At 50.2% G+C, this 17,640-nt stretch carries 14 protein-coding genes and 1 tRNA gene; 4 read left to right on the top strand and 11 right to left on the bottom strand.

Features of this window, described 5'->3' with window-relative positions:
* Nucleotides 1-189 precede the first annotated feature (189 nt).
* The gene (locus G535_RS0110900) at nt 190-861 is read left to right on the top strand and encodes a hypothetical protein (protein ID WP_126775135.1); all 672 of its coding nucleotides are present in this window, start codon (nt 190-192) and stop codon (nt 859-861) included.
* Between the two features lie 251 nt (nt 862-1,112).
* Complete coding sequence (locus G535_RS0110890) at nt 1,113-2,063, top strand: STM4504/CBY_0614 family protein (RefSeq protein WP_026862087.1); 951 nt, start codon at nt 1,113-1,115, stop codon at nt 2,061-2,063.
* 411 nt (nt 2,064-2,474) lie between these two features.
* Here the strand turns inward: G535_RS0110890 and G535_RS0110885 are convergent, their stop codons facing one another.
* Entirely contained in the window at nt 2,475-2,978 is a 504-nt protein-coding gene (locus G535_RS0110885) for a hypothetical protein (RefSeq protein WP_026862086.1), read from the bottom strand.
* 171 nt (nt 2,979-3,149) lie between these two features.
* Here G535_RS0110885 and G535_RS0110880 point away from each other — a divergent pair, with 171 nt between their 5' ends.
* Nucleotides 3,150-4,313 carry a trans-sulfuration enzyme family protein gene (locus G535_RS0110880; protein ID WP_026862085.1) on the top strand — a complete coding sequence of 388 codons (1,164 nt, stop codon included), beginning with the start codon at nt 3,150-3,152 and terminating at the stop codon, nt 4,311-4,313.
* A gap of 76 nt (nt 4,314-4,389) precedes the next feature.
* On the opposite strand, the gene lysS is transcribed toward G535_RS0110880, so the two are convergent.
* The 5 genes from lysS to xerD form a co-directional block, all read right to left on the bottom strand.
* Nucleotides 4,390-5,904, bottom strand: coding sequence for a lysine--tRNA ligase (gene lysS / locus G535_RS0110875; protein WP_026862084.1), 1,515 nt, complete (start codon nt 5,902-5,904; stop codon nt 4,390-4,392).
* A 39-nt stretch (nt 5,905-5,943) separates the two neighbouring features.
* Nucleotides 5,944-7,042, bottom strand: a protein-coding gene (prfB, locus tag G535_RS0110870) for a peptide chain release factor 2 (RefSeq protein ID WP_126775136.1) whose coding sequence is annotated in 2 segments (ribosomal slippage) — nt 5,944-6,966 and nt 6,968-7,042 — 1,098 coding nt in all. Because the reading frame shifts where the segments join, the coding sequence is not laid out codon by codon here.
* 44 nt (nt 7,043-7,086) lie between these two features.
* The gene (recJ, locus tag G535_RS0110865) at nt 7,087-8,811 is read right to left on the bottom strand and encodes a single-stranded-DNA-specific exonuclease RecJ (RefSeq protein ID WP_026862082.1); all 1,725 of its coding nucleotides are present in this window, start codon (nt 8,809-8,811) and stop codon (nt 7,087-7,089) included.
* A 6-nt stretch (nt 8,812-8,817) separates the two neighbouring features.
* A complete protein-coding gene (gene dsbC / locus G535_RS0110860; RefSeq protein ID WP_026862081.1) occupies nt 8,818-9,543 on the bottom strand; it encodes a bifunctional protein-disulfide isomerase/oxidoreductase DsbC in 726 nt (241 codons plus the stop codon).
* A gap of 79 nt (nt 9,544-9,622) precedes the next feature.
* Complete coding sequence (gene xerD / locus G535_RS0110855) at nt 9,623-10,516, bottom strand: site-specific tyrosine recombinase XerD (RefSeq protein ID WP_034728074.1); 894 nt, start codon at nt 10,514-10,516, stop codon at nt 9,623-9,625.
* A gap of 107 nt (nt 10,517-10,623) precedes the next feature.
* Between xerD and G535_RS0110850 the strand changes: the two genes are divergently transcribed.
* Nucleotides 10,624-10,708, top strand: a tRNA-Tyr gene (locus tag G535_RS0110850).
* Between the two features lie 13 nt (nt 10,709-10,721).
* Here G535_RS0110850 and G535_RS13510 read toward each other — a convergent pair.
* From G535_RS13510 to G535_RS13505, 5 genes are all read right to left on the bottom strand, one after another.
* Nucleotides 10,722-11,702: an NAD(P)H-quinone oxidoreductase gene (locus tag G535_RS13510; protein WP_051207155.1), complete on the bottom strand. Its 981-nt coding sequence runs from the start codon at nt 11,700-11,702 to the stop codon at nt 10,722-10,724.
* 9 nt (nt 11,703-11,711) lie between these two features.
* Nucleotides 11,712-12,551 carry a pirin family protein gene (locus G535_RS0110840; protein WP_026862079.1) on the bottom strand — a complete coding sequence of 280 codons (840 nt, stop codon included), beginning with the start codon at nt 12,549-12,551 and terminating at the stop codon, nt 11,712-11,714.
* The gene (locus G535_RS0110835; RefSeq protein ID WP_026862078.1) at nt 12,548-13,507 is read right to left on the bottom strand and encodes a glutathione S-transferase family protein; all 960 of its coding nucleotides are present in this window, start codon (nt 13,505-13,507) and stop codon (nt 12,548-12,550) included. Before G535_RS0110835 ends, G535_RS0110840 begins: the two co-directional genes overlap by 4 nt.
* Nucleotides 13,508-13,648: 141 nt before the next feature.
* Nucleotides 13,649-14,617, bottom strand: a complete 969-nt coding sequence (gene glpQ / locus G535_RS0110830; protein ID WP_026862077.1) for a glycerophosphodiester phosphodiesterase — start codon at nt 14,615-14,617, stop codon at nt 13,649-13,651.
* Between the two features lie 68 nt (nt 14,618-14,685).
* Nucleotides 14,686-17,538: a TonB-dependent receptor gene (locus G535_RS13505; protein ID WP_157981184.1), complete on the bottom strand. Its 2,853-nt coding sequence runs from the start codon at nt 17,536-17,538 to the stop codon at nt 14,686-14,688.
* Nucleotides 17,539-17,640: the final 102 nt, after the last annotated feature.

Genomic DNA, 17,640 nt, shown 5'->3' with positions numbered 1-17,640 from the left:
TTGAATATTACGTTCCGATTAAAGCCTAATTGAGCATACTTAATATGCTCTCTATTATTCAGAGCTTTTCAAGGTGAAACTATGTTTGCCTCAGGCAATTTTAAGATACGCAACTATTATTCAACAGGTAGCAAAGCAAGCACGAAATATATATAAAAATAAGATTTTCGAGAGGTAAACATGAGAAAAATGGGTGAATCTCAGGTTATTGATTTCTTTTCTGGATACTTAAGAGATTCTTTTCATAGTAATTCTGAAGCAGACATTAGTTACGTAATTGGGAACTTTTCAGGAATCCAAGATAAAATATTTTCTGATTTTTTTGCCAGTACGGATTCACACAACGTGCTAATCGAGTTTAAAGAAAAGAAAATGGAGTATAAACGCGAAAAGGAGAAACCTCTTAGGGAAAACCTTTGCTTTACCTTAAATGAAAAGGTATCTAAGTTGTCAAGGCAATGCCATTTTATTGGGTGGGACAAAGGCCTAAAAACTACTCAAATTGAGTTTAATTCATATATAGATTTGGTTTGCAGACTTTGGGATCGAAACGCTCACCTAATTATTCCAAGCGATCATGATCACGAAGTTTTTGTAAACAATTTCACTAGGGGCAACGTTGGTGTAGACCATGCTTCCTTCCTGCGCTACATAGAACACCTAAATACCGTCGCAGGGGGCGACGCTAACGGGAAGGATGTCCCTTTCCGTTCGATTCTGTATAGCAGGAACGATCGTGGTCGCTTGGTGGGCACAAAGTTTGAAAACCTCGGTGAGCTTAATCAGCTTCGAAACTATCGACTAAGACCGTCTCGACCTTCGGCTAGAGGTCCATCTGGTTCATCAGGCCCGAGCTTCTAGATTAATCTAACAATCACAGCCACCGCGACGCCTACTAAGTTTCGCCTGCACCTTGATTTCGAAGCCGCGCGTGCTGTTGGCGTTAACTTTAGCTTCTGCCACTATCCTGAACGTCAATAAAGAGCGAGGAGCAGACTTTGATTCTTTACAGCATTCAATTTAAAACAAGCCCATGTTTTCGGCTTGTTTTTCGATGAGCAACATATCAGCTACAAACGCAGGTGTTATGCAATTAATAAAAAGGAGCATTGATGGCAATCTTTGAGCTATTCTCAAAAAGACAAAAAGCATTGAGAGGTGACGTTCCGGATGTTTATGTTTACGATACCCTGCCACACGCTTTGAAAGTACAAATTATTCATATTTGGACAGATGTGCTTGGAAATAATGATAACTATTATGACCAATATGGTTGTGGGCCTAACGTCCGATCTGCTTATGAATTTATAGTTGATACTCTATGTAGAGAGTATGGGATGTTTCAACTTCCAACGGCAGAAAAACATCGGGAGAGAATGTATCTGAATGAGTTGGCAAATTACCTTTTACAAGTTGATGATGTTGAAAAGCAACTAGATATAGTCGAGTTGAGCTTTCGTTATATCGATCGTTGCACACGAGACTACGATTATTTAAGAAAGCAGAATGCTTCTGAAAACGTGGATGCAGCAGTTAGTGAATTAAATGCAAGGTTCAAGGAACATGGTATAGGTTTTCAGTTTGTTGAAGGCGAAATAATTAAAATGGATTCAGAGCTCCTTCACTCTGAAGCAGTTAAACCGGCACTACGATTGCTCAATCAAAAAAACTATCACGGTGCCCAACAGGAATATTTGAGCGCTTACGAGCATTATCGCAATGGTAAAAATAAAGAAGCTCTCAATGACTGTCTCAAATCCTTTGAAAGCACAATGAAAGCTATTTGCGATAAACGAAACTGGTCGTATCAAAAAAATGCAACGTCAAGAGCGCTAATTCAGATTTGTTTTGAGAATAACCTTGTGCCGTCATTCTGGCAACAACAGTTAGGTGCACTACGTAGCATGCTTGAGAGCAGTATTCCAACTGGGCGAAATAAGTTAAGCGGTCACGGCCAAGGAGCAAGCCCAACGACTGTGCCAGATTATCTTGTAGCATATATGCTACACATGACGGCTTCTACATTGGTTTTTCTAACAACTGCGGAGAAGAATCTTGTATAACAAAACGCTTATACGGAGAATTCACTCGCTTGCTCCCCTAACTCTTCGTGGACTGCGGCGTTATAGTCTGCTAAGAACGAATAACAAACAGGCGGATAAGCTCGTTTTTGAAAAGAAATGTGATTGCAACTTTGCTAATTTAGCATTTTATGCATAATTTCAGATATCCTGAGAAAATCGGGTTCGACGGACGGTAGAATCATTGTAATCCCCCCGGAAAATCAGAGCAGTTATGAGTAGAAAGTTCCGTTAAACTAAAACAATTTAAAAACGAGACTACTAAGTGTCTAGTGAACTAGTGGCGACTCAATAAGACCTCCTATGACGGCGATAAGTGTTCATTAAATAAAAGCGCCATATCAACGCAATCGTTTATCAAAACCATCGCGATGCGACCGAAAAAGAGGTTACTCATCGCGGCGACAGGCCGCGGCCGCTGCGGTTGTCAAGCCAGCGCAGAAACACTGGTTGGCGTACGTTAATGTCGACATCGGCGGGAAACATTGCAACGATGTTACGCACTGTAGTATCGAGCAGGTAACGGGCGGTGAAGATGGATTCTATCTTGCCGTCGTGGAACTCGAGGTTCATGGTTAAGAAGCGGCTGTCGGCACGTGGCGTCCAGATGTCGACGCGTTTAAGCTTTTCCAAAGGAAAGCTTTTCCCTTTAAAACAAATCTTGTTGTCAGCTAACGCAAACTCGATTGTTTGAGGCGCCAAGAGATGCTTCACGATCGACCCTAGACCGATGATCACACACAATATACCCACAGCACCTAGCGTGCTTACTCTACGATCCGGAACACTGCCCTCGTACGCATAGATAAACATGCCAATCGAGATGCACGCGAGCGCGAAATACAAAAGCGGCTCGGCAATTAGACGGTAACGAAATTTTTGTCCGGTAATCAGCATGACAGGAGTAACTTATGTTTGATGAATAACAGCCAAGATACTAGCAATTGTACACACCAATGTAAAAATAATGTTGTATTACAGTGTGCGCAATTATTACTGTCACACCGCTTCCGTCGGCGGCGGGAATTGTCTAATCTTAAGCCTAAGATCACCTTACTGAGAGACCTTATGAGCGACAGCCACGACAGCTTTCCTTTTTCCGCTGCGACCCTACTTGCGCAGGCCCATGGCGCCATCGATCCTGCCACCGATGCGGTGGTACCGCCAATTCATGTGGCCACCACTTATTTGCGTGGTGCGGACAATAGCTATCCAAGCGGGCGCGTGTATTCACGTGCTGACAATCCAACCTACTTACCTGCTGAGCAGGTGCTCAAAGCGCTAGAACAGGGTGAAGATGCTCTCCTCTTCGCTTCGGGCATGGCCGCAGCTTGTACGGTGTTTCAAGCGCTTGCGCCGGGCGACCGGGTGATTGCTCCCACGGTAATGTATTGGGCGCTGCGCAATTGGTTGCAACAGTTTGCCGCGCAATGGGGTCTTGAACTCACCTTTGTCGATACCAGTGATGTGAATCAGGTCAAGGCAGCGCTTGCGCAGGGACCGACACGCTTGGTCTGGTTGGAAACGCCGGGCAATCCGCTTTGGACCGTGAGTGATATTGCCGAAATCAGCCAGCTTGCCAAACAGCATGGCGCTTTGGTGGCAGTGGACTCGACCTGTGCTACACCTCTGCTTACACAACCGCTGAAACTCGGGGCCGATATTGTCATGCACTCGGCCACCAAGTACCTCAACGGTCACTCCGATGTGATCTCCGGGGCATTAGTTACCGCCAAGAACGATGCCTTTTGGCAGCAGATCCGCACCCTCCGTGGTCAACTGGGTGCAGTACCAAGTCCGCACGACGCGGCGCAGCTGTTACGGGGCATGCGCACCATGCACCTACGGGTGCGCGAGGCGTGCAACAATGCGCTATATATCGCCGACCGCTTGCAACGGCATCGCGCCGTAAAACAAGTGCTGTATCCGGGCTTGCCAGATGACAGCGGTCACGCGGTGGCGAAGAAGCAAATGCATGGCGGCTTTGGTGGTATGTTGTCCGTACGTTTTCGTGGCGGCGCTAAGGTTGCCATTCATGTGGCCGCCAACACCAAGTTATGGAAGCGTGCGACCTCTTTAGGTGGTGTGGAAAGTTTGATTGAGCATCGCGCCAGTATTGAAGGCGAAGGCACGCCCTGCCCCGATGACTTGTTGCGTTTGTCGTGCGGGATCGAGCAGCGCGACGAACTTTTGGCAGACTTGCTGCAAGCCCTCGAGAGCGCTCCAGCCTAATCAACCCAAATGTTTCGTATAAACAAAAACCGCGACACAAGGTCGCGGTTTTCAAGCTAGCTACGGCTACCAAAGCTTAGTCTTTGCGTGGACGCATGTGTGGGAACAACAGCACGTCACGAATCGATGGTGAGTCGGTCAACAGCATCACCAAACGGTCGATACCGATACCTTCACCCGCTGTTGGCGGCAAGCCGTGCTCCAACGCAGTGATGTAGTCTTCATCGAAGAACATGGCTTCGTCATCACCCGCTTCTTTTTGCGAAACCTGATGTAAGAACCGCTCGGCTTGATCTTCCGCGTCATTCAGCTCTGAGAAGCCATTCGCCAACTCGCGGCCACCGACGAAGAATTCAAAACGATCCGTTACAAACGGGTCGTCGTCGTTACGACGCGCCAACGGCGATACTTCTGCTGGGTAGGCAGTGATAAAGGTCGGCTGCATTAAACGATGCTCAGCAACTTCTTCGAAGATCTCGATTTGGACTTTACCCAAGCCCCAGTTCGACTTCACGTGAATGCCCAAGCGCTCCGCCAATGCGGTTGCTGCTTCAAGGGTACTCAACTGCTCAGCAGTGGCTTCTGGGAGGTATTTCAAAATTGCTTCGTTCACCGTCATCCGAGTGAATGGCTGGCTGAAGTCGTACTCAACGCCTTCGCTAGTGAACTGCGATGAACCTAAAATTTCTTCGGTCATGCCGCGCAGCATGTCTTCGGTAAGATCCATCAAATCACGGTAATCGGCATACCCCCAGTAGAACTCAAGCATGGTGAATTCTGGGTTATGACGGGTCGATAGCCCTTCGTTACGGAAGTTACGATTGATTTCAAACACCTTCTCGAAACCACCGACCACCAAGCGCTTCAAATAAAGTTCTGGGGCAATACGCAAGAACAATTCCATATCCAAGGCATTGTGATGGGTCACGAACGGACGCGCCGCAGCACCACCAGGAATGGTTTGCATCATTGGCGTTTCGACTTCCAAGAACTGCTTATCGTTCAGGTAACGACGGATGTAATCCACGACTTTCGAGCGCACAATAAAAGTACGACGTGAATCATCGTTGGCAATCAAGTCAAGGTAGCGCTGACGATAACGGGTTTCTTGGTCTGACAAACCGTGAAACTTATCCGGCAGCGGACGCAAGGCTTTGGTCAACAAACGAATGTCATCCACTTGTACGCTCAATTCGCCAGTACCGGTAATGAACAAGGTACCAGTGGCGCCAACGATGTCACCTAAATCCCACTTTTTGAATTCTTCGTTGTAGAAGCCTTCGACCAAGTTATCCCGCGCCACGTACAGCTGAATGGCACCTGACATGTCTTTGATGGTGGCGAAACTTGCTTTACCCATGATCCGTCGTGTCATCATACGGCCCGCAACAGATACCCGTACACCTTTGCTCGCTAAGGTTTCTTTATCCACGTTGTCGTATTCAGCGTGCAGCTCTTCGGCAAGGTGTTCGCGACGAAAATCGTTCGGGAACGCTACACCGCGCTCACGCAAAGCTTTTAACTTTGCTTTACGCTGAGCAATTTGTTCATTTACATCAACAACTTCGGTGCTTTGCGTTTTATCTGTCATGGTCTCTTTCCTATCTGTACAACTGCTGTGATTAAAGTCTTATAAGCCCGACTTTAAGCTCGCCTCAATAAATGGATCAAGCGCGCCATCTAACACGGCTTGGGTGTTACGATTTTCTACGCCAGTACGTAAATCTTTAATACGCGCGTCATCAAGCACGTACGAGCGGATCTGACTGCCCCAGCCAATATCCGACTTGGTGTCTTCTAGCGCTTGTTTTTCTGCGAGCTGCTTTTGCAACTCCATTTCGTATAATTTTGCCCGCAACTGCTTCATCGCCGCATCACGGTTTTTATGCTGCGAACGGTCGCTTTGACACTGCACCACAATCCCTGAAGGTTCGTGGGTAATACGGATCGCCGAGTCGGTACGGTTAACGTGCTGACCACCGGCACCAGAGGCACGGTAAGTATCGACACGTAAATCAGCCGGATTGATCTCAATTTCAATCGAGTCATCAATCTCAGGGTAGACGAATACCGATGCAAACGAGGTATGACGACGGTTGCCCGAGTCAAACGGTGACTTCCGTACCAGGCGATGTACGCCAGTTTCGGTGCGCAACCAGCCGTAAGCGTACTCACCTTGCACCCGCACGGTGGCAGACTTAATGCCGGCGACTTCACCTTCAGACAATTCGGTAATTTCAACTTTGAAATCGTGGCTTTCAGCCCAGCGCAGATACATCCGCAACAAAATGTTTGACCAGTCTTGCGCTTCGGTTCCGCCTGAACCTGCTTGAATATCCAAGTAGCAGTCTGAGGCATCTTGTTCACCAGAGAACATCCGACGGAATTCTAAGGTGGCCAATTGCTGTTCCAACTGCTCCAGCTCGGCAACCGCTTCGTTGTAGGTGTCTTCGTCTTCGGCTTCAACGGCCAAGTCGACCAAACCTTCAACGTCTTCAAGACCTTGCGCCAAGGTATTCAAGGTTTCCACCACCTGTTCTAGGCTGGCACGCTCTTTCCCCAACGCCTGCGCGCGCTCTTGGTTTTCCCATATCGTTGGGTCTTCCAATTCGCGCGTAACTTCTTCTAATCGTTCTACTTTTTCAGCATAGTCAAAGATACCCCCGAAGCGCTTCACTGCGCTGACGCATCTCTTTTATCGCAACATAGGTAGCATTTGTTTCGAACATATAAACTCTTCACCGGTTCAAGGTTGAATGCAAAGGGCGGCATTTTACCGTAAAGGCGCTAAATGCTCCACCAACAACTGCACATTGGTGCGTCCGCGGAAGTGATTCAGTTGCACTTTATACACCAACTCGGCGCGCCGCACTTCGAGGTCAGGCCAACGTTGGGTATCGACGTTAAAAGCAATGGCATCGAGCATCACGCCATCGTTACTGCGCAACACCAGCTTTAAGTGCTTTTCACCGACAATGCGCTGCTGCACAACCTCAAACACATCGTCAAACAATGGCTCAGGAAAACCTTGGCCCCACGGGCCGAGTTGCTCTAGTTGTTGCACGAACGGCACCGAGAAACAGGAGGCATCGAGCCCGCCGTCGGTCCAAATCTCACGCTCTAACGCTTGCGCATCGAGCCATTGCTCGGCAACCGCTGTTGCCGCCGCACGAAAGTCATCAAGATGTTCAGGTGCCAACGACAAACCTGCAGCCATAGCATGACCGCCAAACCGCGCAATCAACTGCGGATGCAGGGTATGCACCCGTTCTAGCAAGTCGCGCATGTGTAAACCCGGAATCGAACGTGCCGAGCCTTTCAATAACCCATCATCGCCAATGGCAAAGGTAATGGTCGGCCGATGATACTGCTCTTTAATACGCCCGGCGACAATGCCCACCACGCCCTGGTGCCAATCGTCTTGATACAACACCAATAGCGGCGGTAAGGTGCTCGCATCCAACTGTAACTCAGCCATATAGGCCACTGCGCTCTCGCGCATTTCGTTTTCGATTTCACGCCGCTGCTGATTCAGGCCATTCAATTGCTCAGCGTATTCTAGGGCGGTTTCCACCTCGTCAGCCAGCAGACATTCAATGCCTAATGCCATATCGTCCAAGCGCCCCGCCGCATTAATGCGCGGCGCTAAGGCAAAGCCTAAATCGGCCGCTTGCAACTGCTGCGCTTGGCGTTGCGTCACGCTTAACAAAGCCTGAATACCTGGCCGGCAATAGCCCTTACGAATGCGTTGCAGGCCCTGCTGTACCAACACTCGGTTGGTCGCTTCTAACTTCACCACGTCGGCTACTGTACCTAGCGCAACCAAATCCAACCATTGCGCTAAATTCACCTGCGCCGCTGGATGGTGCTGTTCACGCGCCAAGGCGCGTACCGCCAACAACACGTAAAAGGCCACGCCCACGCCAGCAATAGATTTACACGGGAACTGACAAGCCGGTTGATTCGGATTTACCAGCGCAAACGCTGGTGGTAATTGGGCGCCAGCAAGGTGGTGATCGGTGATGATCACGTCAATGCCCGCGGCATTCGCGGCGGCCACACCCTCGTGGCACGACACCCCACTATCGACGGTGATCAACAGGTCAGTGCCGCGCTCGGCGGCATAACTCACTAAGTTTGGCGATAAGCCATAACCGTCGGTAAACCGATTCGGCACACAATAATGCACCTTGCGCGCGCCCATCGCTTGCAATACCGACACCATTAACGCCGTTGAGGTCGCGCCATCAGCGTCAAAGTCACCACAAATGCAAATGGACTGGCCCTGTGTGATCGCTTGAAAAATACGTGCGGCAGCTTTTTCACAATCATGCAATTGCTTAAAGTGCGGCAACTGCTTTAAGGTCAAATCAAGCTGCTCACTCGCTGCAACACCACGGCGCGCCAAAACCTGCCGCAAAATCCACGGCAGTTGTTGGGGCAAACCTTCGCAATCGACGTCGGGACGACGTCGAATGGTTAAATCATCTGTGCTCATTACCGCTTATTGGCTTTGTTTGATGGTATTCAATAAACGATCCGCTGGTACCAAGCCTGGGATCAACTCACCTGAAGGTAACACCATTGCCGGAGTACCACGCACGCCGAACTTGTTCCCTAAAGCGAAATGGGCATCGACAGGATCGTCACAACGCGCGGCAGGTAAACGCTTGTCACTCTTCGCAGCTGTTAACGCCGCTTTAGGATCGTCTGAGCACCAGACAGTCTTCAATTGTTCGTACGAACTACCCTGCAAACCGGTACGCGGCCATGCTAGGTAATGAATACTGATGCCTTTGTCGAGATAGCTTTGCAGATCGTTATGCAATTGACGGCAATAGCCACAGGTTGGATCGGTAAACACCGTCACCACATATTTTTCGTCTTCGGCCTGATAAACGATGGCTTCACCGTCAATGGCAGCAACGTCTTTTTGACGCATTTGACGAATCGCGTTTTCACTTAAATTAACCGGCTGCGCACCAGTGATGTCGTAAATACGACCACCAATTAACATTTTGCCGCCGTCAGCCACATAAATCAGGCCCTGATCGGTGATCACTTGATACACCCCTTCAATGGCCGACGCTTCGACGGTTTCCACAGTGAAACCCATCTTTTGCAAGTAGCTGTCATCAAAGCCTTCTGGCGCAGCTGATAATTTCGCCTCACCTTGTGGGCTGCACGCCAGTAAACCTAAGATACTGGCTGCAATCGCTAACTGTTTCATAAGATTCCTAATTTTGCTTCATCGAATTATCTTAAAAGTGCCTTGAGTGTAACGCGAAATGCGCCCCTCTGCAGCAGATTTAGGCACGTGGGTGATGCTGTGCGTGTAATTGCTGTAAACGCTCCCGCGCCACATGGGTGTAGATTTGCGTGGTGGATAAATCACTATGGCCGAGCAGCATTTGTAGCACCCGTAAATCGGCGCCATGATTCAGCAAATGCGTGGCAAACGCATGCCGTAAGGTATGCGGTGACAAATGGGAACGTATATCAGCGACCTTGGCATAATATTTAATACGATACCAAAAGGCTTGGCGTGACAAAGGGCCACCGCGGCGGGTGATAAAAACATAGTCACTTTGTGCTTCGCTTAGCAACGGCCGCGCTTCGTTCTCGTAGCGAAGGAGCCATTCCAGCGCCGTTTCACCCAGCGGCACCAAACGCTCTTTGTTGCCCTTACCCACCACGCGCACCAGCTCCTGCTGCAACGAGATCTGCTCGTGGGTCAACAGCGTTAATTCGCTAACCCGCAAGCCGGTCGCATAAAGCAGTTCCAACATGGCACGATCACGTAGTTGCACCGGATCGCTCTCATCGGGCGCGTTCAACAAGGCTTCGACTTCCACTTCGGCCAAACTATGGGGAATGGCTTGGGTTTGTTTCGGTTGATGTAAGCGCTCAGTGGGGTTACTCGCGCACAAACGCTCCGTTACGGCATAGGTATAAAATTTTTTCAGCGCACTGACCGCCCGCGCCGTGCTACGTGGCGATAAACCTTGCTGGCGACGCCAAAGCAAATAGTCTTCAATTTGCTCGGGATACACCGCCAATAAATTGACCTCGCCTGACTCGACACTGAGTAAATAACTTAAAAACTTTTTCAGATCGGTGCCGTAGGCGCTACTGGTGTGCTTGCTCACGCCTTGTTTTAACCACAGGCGCTCAAGAAAGGTGGCGATAATTTCAGCATTCATTGATGACAAAGTAAACGACCTGCAGCTGTTGGGGTGAAATTCAATCTGCATTTATCATAGCGGGGTTTACAGGGCGGCTCAATCTGCTATGATGCCGCCTCTTCCGTGGAGGGGTTCCCGAGTGGCCAAAGGGATCAGACTGTAAATCTGACGGCTCAGCCTTCGCAGGTTCGAATCCTGCCCCCTCCACCATTTTCTTCAGCGTTTAGTCTTTGCTTGGCCACGCCAACACCAACTTCCCTTTCGTATGATTTTCTTGCATTTGCGTCAATGCGTCTGTTAACGCATCAATGCTGTGTACCTGATCCAAATGGACCTGACATTTGCCGCGCGCCAGCAACGGCCACACGTTTTGTTCCAACGCACGCATGATCCGCCCTTTTACCGCCAGCGGCTGGTTGCGCAAGGTACTGCCTTGAATGCGTAAACGCTTCATTAATAAACGGCCGCCGTCAATTTCGGCTTTGCGCCCGCCCATCAAACCTAACACCACAATACGCCCATCTTGATTGGCAACGATCTGATCTTGGCCCAAGTAGTCGCCAGCCACAGGATCGATAATCACATCAGCACCGCCCCACGCTTTTACCGCATCGACAAAGCTGCCTTGACGACGGTTCCAACCGGCATCGGCACCTTGCGCGATGCAATAGGCAAGTTTGTCGTCGTCACCGACCGTCACAAACACCGGGTTGCCCGCGTTCACTGCCAGTTGAGTTGCTGCGAGTGCGACACTGCTTGCGCCGGCGTGCAATAACAAACGTTCGTCTGGCTGAATGGCAGCAACGTCATATAAATTGAACCACGCTGTAGCGTAGGCCTCACAAATCGCCGCGCCTTCGGCAAGACTCATGCCAGTTGGCAATACTGCCACCTGCTGCTCGCTGACTAACACATGGTCGGCATAGCCACCGCCGCTCAATAGGGCACAGACCTCATCGCCGACGCGCAAGCGGCTCACGGTAGGACCAACCGCAATCACAGTCCCGCTCACTTCCAACCCAAGCACTTCAGAGGCTCCCGGCGGTGGTGGGTAATGCCCAGCCAATTGCGCTAAGTCGGCGCGGTTTACGCCGCTGTAGGCCACCTGAATGATGACCTCATCATGGCTTGGCTTAGGTAATGAAAATTCATGACGCTTTGGCGCGCCCTCGTGGGCAAGATAACCTACAGCTGTAACCGTCATATAAACTCCCTATGTCGCGGTAAACCGACCCGCTTGATAGTCACGGATCGCTTGTTCAATTTCAGCATGGCTGTTCATCACGAAAGGTCCATATTGCACTATGGGCTCACCTATCGGTTGTGCAGCGAGCAGCAGCATGCCAGCCTGCGCCTCAGAACGCAATGTCAGATCGGCATCGGCCGCTAAGCGCACCAACTCACCGCGTTGCAACAGCTGGTCATTGAGCCAAACCTCGCCCTGATACACATACCCCAGCCGAGTTTGTGGGGTTGGTCCACGCTGTTGCCATTGCCCTGCTGTGGCAAACTGCACATCAAGCATCTGAAAGTGCTGTTCGGGCTGCTGCACCGGTCCGGTGACCACCTCGCCATCAAAGGTTTCTGTTCCGGCAATAACCCGTACGGTCACCGCGTCACCGTGCCATTGCGGAATGGTTTCGGCGCGATGATCGGCCCACTGTGCCGCTGACAGTTTGTCTTTCGCCGGTAGGTTTAACCACAACTGAAAGCCCCACATTAGACCTTCTTCTTGCTTGGGCATTTCGGCGTGAATAATGCCCCGCGCCGCTTTCATCCACTGCACGCCGCCGGCTTCAACCACACCGGTATTGCCGACCGAGTCTTGGTGTTCCATCCGACCGGCCAACATATAGGTGAGTGTGACAAAGCCCCGATGCGGGTGCGGTGGAAACCCGGCAATATAGTCGTTCGGATCATCCGAACGAAACTCATCCAGCATTAAAAATGGATCTTGATGACGCAAACTGGGTTGATTCACGATCCGCGTGAGCTTTACACCAGCACCGTCTTGTGCCGGTATACCACGATGTCGCGTTAAAATAGCATTCATAGCTTCACCTCACCGCGTTGATGCGGCGCTAGAAAATCAAGCTTCGGGCCACAGGGCACTATTTGGGTTGGGTTAATCATGGTGTGGCTCGCGTAGTAATGCGTTTTGATATGCGCCATATTAACCGTTTCGGCCACCCCCTCCACTTGGTACAAGCACTTCACATAATCCCACAGCGCTGGATAATCGACAATGCGCTGCCGGTTGGTTTTAAAGTGACTGTAGTACACTGCGTCGAAGCGTACCAAGGTGGTAAACAAGCGCCAATCGGCTTCAGTCACGCTATCGCCAACTAAAAAGCGCTGCTGTTGTAACCGTTGCTCAAGCTTGTCTAAGCTGGCAAACAAAGCCTCGTAGGCTTCTTCATAGGCGTCTTGCTCGGTGGCAAAACCACACTTATACACGCCATTATTGACGTTGTGATACACCTCGTCGTTAATTGCATCAATCGCCGCTCGCTGGTCTTCGGGATAGAAATCCAGGGTATTCCCTGTCAGTTCGTTAAACGCCGAATTGAACATGCGAATGATCTCCGCAGACTCATTGCTAACCATGGTTTGCTGCTGCTTGTCCCACAATACGGGTACCGTCACCCGCCCGCTATAGTTCGGATCTGCCCGCAAATACAATTGATACAAGAAATCGTGCTGATACAAAGGATCAGCTAAGGCATCCGCACCAAATTCCCAGCCATTTTCGAGCATCAAAGGTTCCACCGCGGACACGCTGATGTATTGCTCAAGGCCTTTCAGTTTGCGGAAAATCAAGGTGCGATGCGCCCACGGGCAGGCATACGAAACGTACAAATGGTAACGACCGCTTTCCGCCGGAAATTCAGCGTCGGCAGCAGAATTGATCCAGTTTCTGAACTGCGCTTCGCTGCGTTTGAAATGTCCTTTATTGGCTTTGGTATCGTACCACTTGTCTTGCCATTGACCCTTCACTAAAAGTCCCATACCAGACCCTCCATTAGAAAGAATAGAGTTCTAGTATACGCATGAAGAAATAGAATGATGAGTGCGAAATAGTGGAGCTACCCTTCGATTAAATCGAAAGATAAGCACGAGCACACCTTCCTTGGCATGCCCGTGAACAAACTAGCGTTGAATGCGATCGGCATAATCCGTAAACACTGCATCCACCTTCACTTGCTCAAATAGCACCTGCTGCAGCTCAGCGAAGCTCATGCCCTCTGGCGCATTATCAAAGTTCACAGTGTAAGGATGAATCAACAAGCCCTGCTGCTTGGCTTGCTTGGCAAACGCGCTCACTTCTTGCGTACGCGGATCGTACAGTTGACGATGCCACGGACCGACACCTTGTGCCACCTTAGCAATCTCGGCTAAACCTTCGGCGGTTTGTAACCAAGCATAATCACTCTCAGGATTCCCCCAGCTAGCTTCACCAAGCAGCTGCACTAATCCCGTTTTTAAGCCAACCTCATTGCGCAACCGCTGCACTTCGCTAAAGTCAAAGCACTGCACCATGATCTTGGCATCACTATGATTAAGGCCGTAGCCTTCTAATGCCGTAACTAACAAGCGACTGATATCTTTACCTTCGCGGCGATGCCAGGCTGGCTGCTTTACTTCTGGATAAAAGCCGATAGCCCGATCGCGGCCAGCGTTCAACTGTTGGATCAGCGCCACTTGCTCGGCAAACGTACTGATACGGAACATGCCAGCACGTTCATCGTTACTGAGTTGCACTTGGCGCGTTTGCTCGCCCTGTCGTGCATTCACGCGTAATTGCTTTAACTCAGCAAGGGTAAAATCTACCGCGTAAAAGCGGCCATCCGCACGCTTACGCTCTGGGAATTTACTGGCAACATCGGTCACTTTGTCCAAGTAAATATCATGCAGTACCACCAAGTGATCGTCCTTACTGACCACGAGATCTTGCTCGATGTAATCGACCTCCATGCCGTGCGCAAGGATCACAGCTTCCAGCGTGTGCTCAGGCAAATAGCCTGAAGCACCGCGATGGGCAATCACTTCGTGGGCCTGCACTACATGGATACTGCCTAGCAGCGCAACAAGCGCCGCTGCCATCATTGATTTTTTCATCATTGCTCCTGTCGTACACTTCTAGTGCGCCCCCAATCCAACTCATTGGCTTGGGGGCGTACGTTAGCTTAGAAGGTGTAGGTCATATTTACCGTGAAAAAACGTCCCGTTTCAACATAACCACCGTTACGGTCATCCGAGAGATACTGCTCGTTCCCGTAATAGGTCCAGAAGTTATGGCTATCGAGTAAGTTCTCAACGGCAGCACCAATCTTCAAGTCGTCGTTAATGTTGTAGCTTACCGACAAATCAAGACTGCTTACCGAGTGCATCCACAAATCAGGATCCGTGCTGTTCGGACGGTACAAACGCTTACCTGTGTAGCTGTACGTCAACGCTGCAAACAAATCATAGTTGCGGTAATTCACTTCAGCGGTGTACATCAGTTCAGGTGCTTGGGTTAACCAGCTTTCCCGCTTGTCTTCACCGCTACCAACGTCAGTAGAAGTTTTTTGACGGGTGATGTTACCGTACACACCGAGACCAGAAAGTGCACCTGGCAGGCTGCTGAAGGTGTATTGACCATCAAGTTCAATACCGTAAACCTTACCGCTGGCCGAGTTATCCAAACGCGTAATGGCAACGCCATCTTCACCGACCTCAGTGACTTCAGACACACCATCAAGCACTGGGCTGTTGGTTTGGCCGGTCGCTTGGATCACGTTCTGTAAGTCTTTGTAGTACACAGAAACGCTGAAGAAATCGCCTTGGTTCGAGATGAACTCAGCGTTGGCGTCAAAGTTCCACGCTTCGACAGGGCTTAAGTTCGGGTTACCCACAGTGATGGCAACCACTTCGTTTTTGTCATTACGACTGACTTTGCTTGGCCCAAGCAACAAGTCGAATGACGGACGGCTGTAACTCTTACGTACCGACGCACGATAGACGGTGTTGTCATCTGGGCGGTAGTTGGCAATTAAGCTCGGCATCCACTGGTCATAGCTACGGCTGGTTTCTTCAAACGCCAAACTACTCTCATCGCCAAGTTGCTGTTCTTGCGTGTACACGGCATCAAAAGAGTTGTCTTCGTAGCGCAAACCTGGATAAAGCTTCCAGCCACCGAGCTCCATCTCCGCCATAACATAGGCGCCCAAACGGCTTTCTTGGCCGTCAACGTAACCACCCCAAACACGCGGGCTTAAAATACCATCGCTATCACGCAACGCCCGTAACTCTTCGATGATCGGCGCAACGATACCGTAGTATTGTGCTTCAATCATACCCGTGTCAGGAATGAAGAATGGCATTTGCGCAGGGCCACCCATAAAGTCGTCAATAAAGGTGCCTTCGAATTCAGCTAAGCTCAAACCTTGTTGACCAATCGGTTGACCGTCACGTGAGTAGGCTAAGTAGTCGCCACCAAGCATGTAGGCACGGTCATCACCGCCTAAGTCAACGCTGTTCGACAAACGATCGGCATCTTCATACATCACACCGAATTTCACCGCTTTTAGAGCATCGCCGTCGAGCTGCCAGTTAAAGTTGGTGCCGTACTGAAGTTTTTGCTCTTCACTTTCTTCATAACCACCGGTGATGTACCACTGCTTTGGATTATTCAAATCATTAGCAAAAGCTTGCTGGCCCGGCGTTAACACCAGACGTGGGTTATTTGGGTCAAGCGCATTGATGATCAACTGCTCCGTTGCCGGACCTGTCCCATCGGCAGTACCGTTGTAGGTTGGCGAGTAAAACGCCGTTTGAATGCGCAATGGATAGTCTTGCTGACCGTCTGAGTAAGCTGCGTAGTAATCCATCGTCAACGCGTCATTGATGATGCTTTCGCCGCCAATTTTCACCGTCAACAAGCTCTGATCGCTGTGCTCTGTACGGTGGTACGCACCTGAGCGCATGCCCCACAGACTAAGGTTGCCGAAATCATCATACACAGTACCTGAGCTGGTGCCGTCAATCGGGTTCACCTGACCTAAGCCACCGTCTAATTCGGCACGTAAACTGGCCTGATCCATCCAGCTTTTCAGCGCATACTCGCCATAGGTTGAACGCAGGTATAACTTATGCGCGTCACCTTGATAATCGAAGCTTAAGGTCGCACCTTGACGCTCGATATTGTTGCGCAAGAAGTTCCATTGCACACCATTACGCGGTGCCAAGTTGGTCATGTCATCACGCTTAGGTACATCAGCATCGCCAAGGTTGTTTTGTTTCAACCAGCTTTGCTGCAATGCCGTTGACTCACCTAAGGTATTCTTTTCTGAGTAGTACAGGTTGCCGTACACGCCAAAACGACCAAAGGTTTTCGCCATTTCACCTTGGATAGCGAAGCCATCATCGTCTTGACCACGCTCATTAGCGCGACCAGCAAGGGTGCCTTGCGTACGTACGCGGAGCACTTCACCACCGAAGTCTTCCGCTGTCGGGGTACGGAAATCGATAATACCGGCAATATTATCACCGTCGTATTGCGCCGATGGCGCTTTATCGACCGCAACACTGGCAATCGAGAATGGCGAGAATAAGTTCAATGATACAGCGCGGGTGGTGGCATCAGTTTGCGCCACCCGTACACCATTCATGGTGAACGCGTTAAATGAGTTATCCAAACCACGAATCGACAAATACTGTGCTTCCCCGGTGCCCGCTTGGTTGCGGCTCTGGTCGGCGCTGGCCGCAAGACCTGGCAAGCGACCAAGAATATTCGCCAAGTTTTCTTGTGGCATATTCAGCATGGTTTCAACAGACATGGTGGTCATGACACTCGCCGACTCAAACTGCTCGGCCATCGCTTTATTCGACTGGGTTAGCTGACCTGTGGTGACGACTTCTTCAATGGCTGCATTGTTTTGCTGCTCATCCACTTCTTGGTCGGTGTTGGTCGCCGCGGTGTCCTGTGCCATCGCATTTAACGAAAACAAGGAGGCCAATACCGTCGCGAGGTAGGTCTTCTTCGTTACTAGGTTCAAGGTAAACATCCTTCTGTTGAAACAGTTTTAACTATGTGAGGGGCCTCAAAGGCGGCGGTACGTTAACGAAGAGATGTGACAGAAAAAAACAATCCTGATGAC

Origin of the sequence: Pseudidiomarina sediminum DSM 21906, assembly GCF_000423165.1 — a bacterium.
Classification (GTDB): domain Bacteria; phylum Pseudomonadota; class Gammaproteobacteria; order Enterobacterales; family Alteromonadaceae; genus Pseudidiomarina; species Pseudidiomarina sediminum.
This window is presented reverse-complemented; position numbering and strand designations above follow the sequence as displayed.

What these genes read in the sequence shown, in the direction of transcription:
- lysS (WP_026862084.1), bottom strand. Translation starts at nt 5,904, where the DNA reads ATGACAGATAAAACGCAAAGCACCGAAGTTGTTGATGTAAATGAACAA.
- G535_RS0110900 (WP_126775135.1), top strand. Translation starts at nt 190, where the DNA reads ATGGGTGAATCTCAGGTTATTGATTTCTTTTCTGGATACTTAAGAGAT.
- G535_RS13510 (WP_051207155.1), bottom strand. Translation starts at nt 11,702, where the DNA reads ATGACGGTTACAGCTGTAGGTTATCTTGCCCACGAGGGCGCGCCAAAG.
- G535_RS0110840 (WP_026862079.1), bottom strand. Translation starts at nt 12,551, where the DNA reads ATGAATGCTATTTTAACGCGACATCGTGGTATACCGGCACAAGACGGT.
- G535_RS0110890 (WP_026862087.1), top strand. Translation starts at nt 1,113, where the DNA reads ATGGCAATCTTTGAGCTATTCTCAAAAAGACAAAAAGCATTGAGAGGT.
- xerD (WP_034728074.1), bottom strand. Translation starts at nt 10,516, where the DNA reads ATGAATGCTGAAATTATCGCCACCTTTCTTGAGCGCCTGTGGTTAAAA.
- recJ (WP_026862082.1), bottom strand. Translation starts at nt 8,811, where the DNA reads ATGAGCACAGATGATTTAACCATTCGACGTCGTCCCGACGTCGATTGC.
- G535_RS0110885 (WP_026862086.1), bottom strand. Translation starts at nt 2,978, where the DNA reads ATGCTGATTACCGGACAAAAATTTCGTTACCGTCTAATTGCCGAGCCG.
- dsbC (WP_026862081.1), bottom strand. Translation starts at nt 9,543, where the DNA reads ATGAAACAGTTAGCGATTGCAGCCAGTATCTTAGGTTTACTGGCGTGC.
- glpQ (WP_026862077.1), bottom strand. Translation starts at nt 14,617, where the DNA reads ATGAAAAAATCAATGATGGCAGCGGCGCTTGTTGCGCTGCTAGGCAGT.
- G535_RS0110835 (WP_026862078.1), bottom strand. Translation starts at nt 13,507, where the DNA reads ATGGGACTTTTAGTGAAGGGTCAATGGCAAGACAAGTGGTACGATACC.
- G535_RS0110880 (WP_026862085.1), top strand. Translation starts at nt 3,150, where the DNA reads ATGAGCGACAGCCACGACAGCTTTCCTTTTTCCGCTGCGACCCTACTT.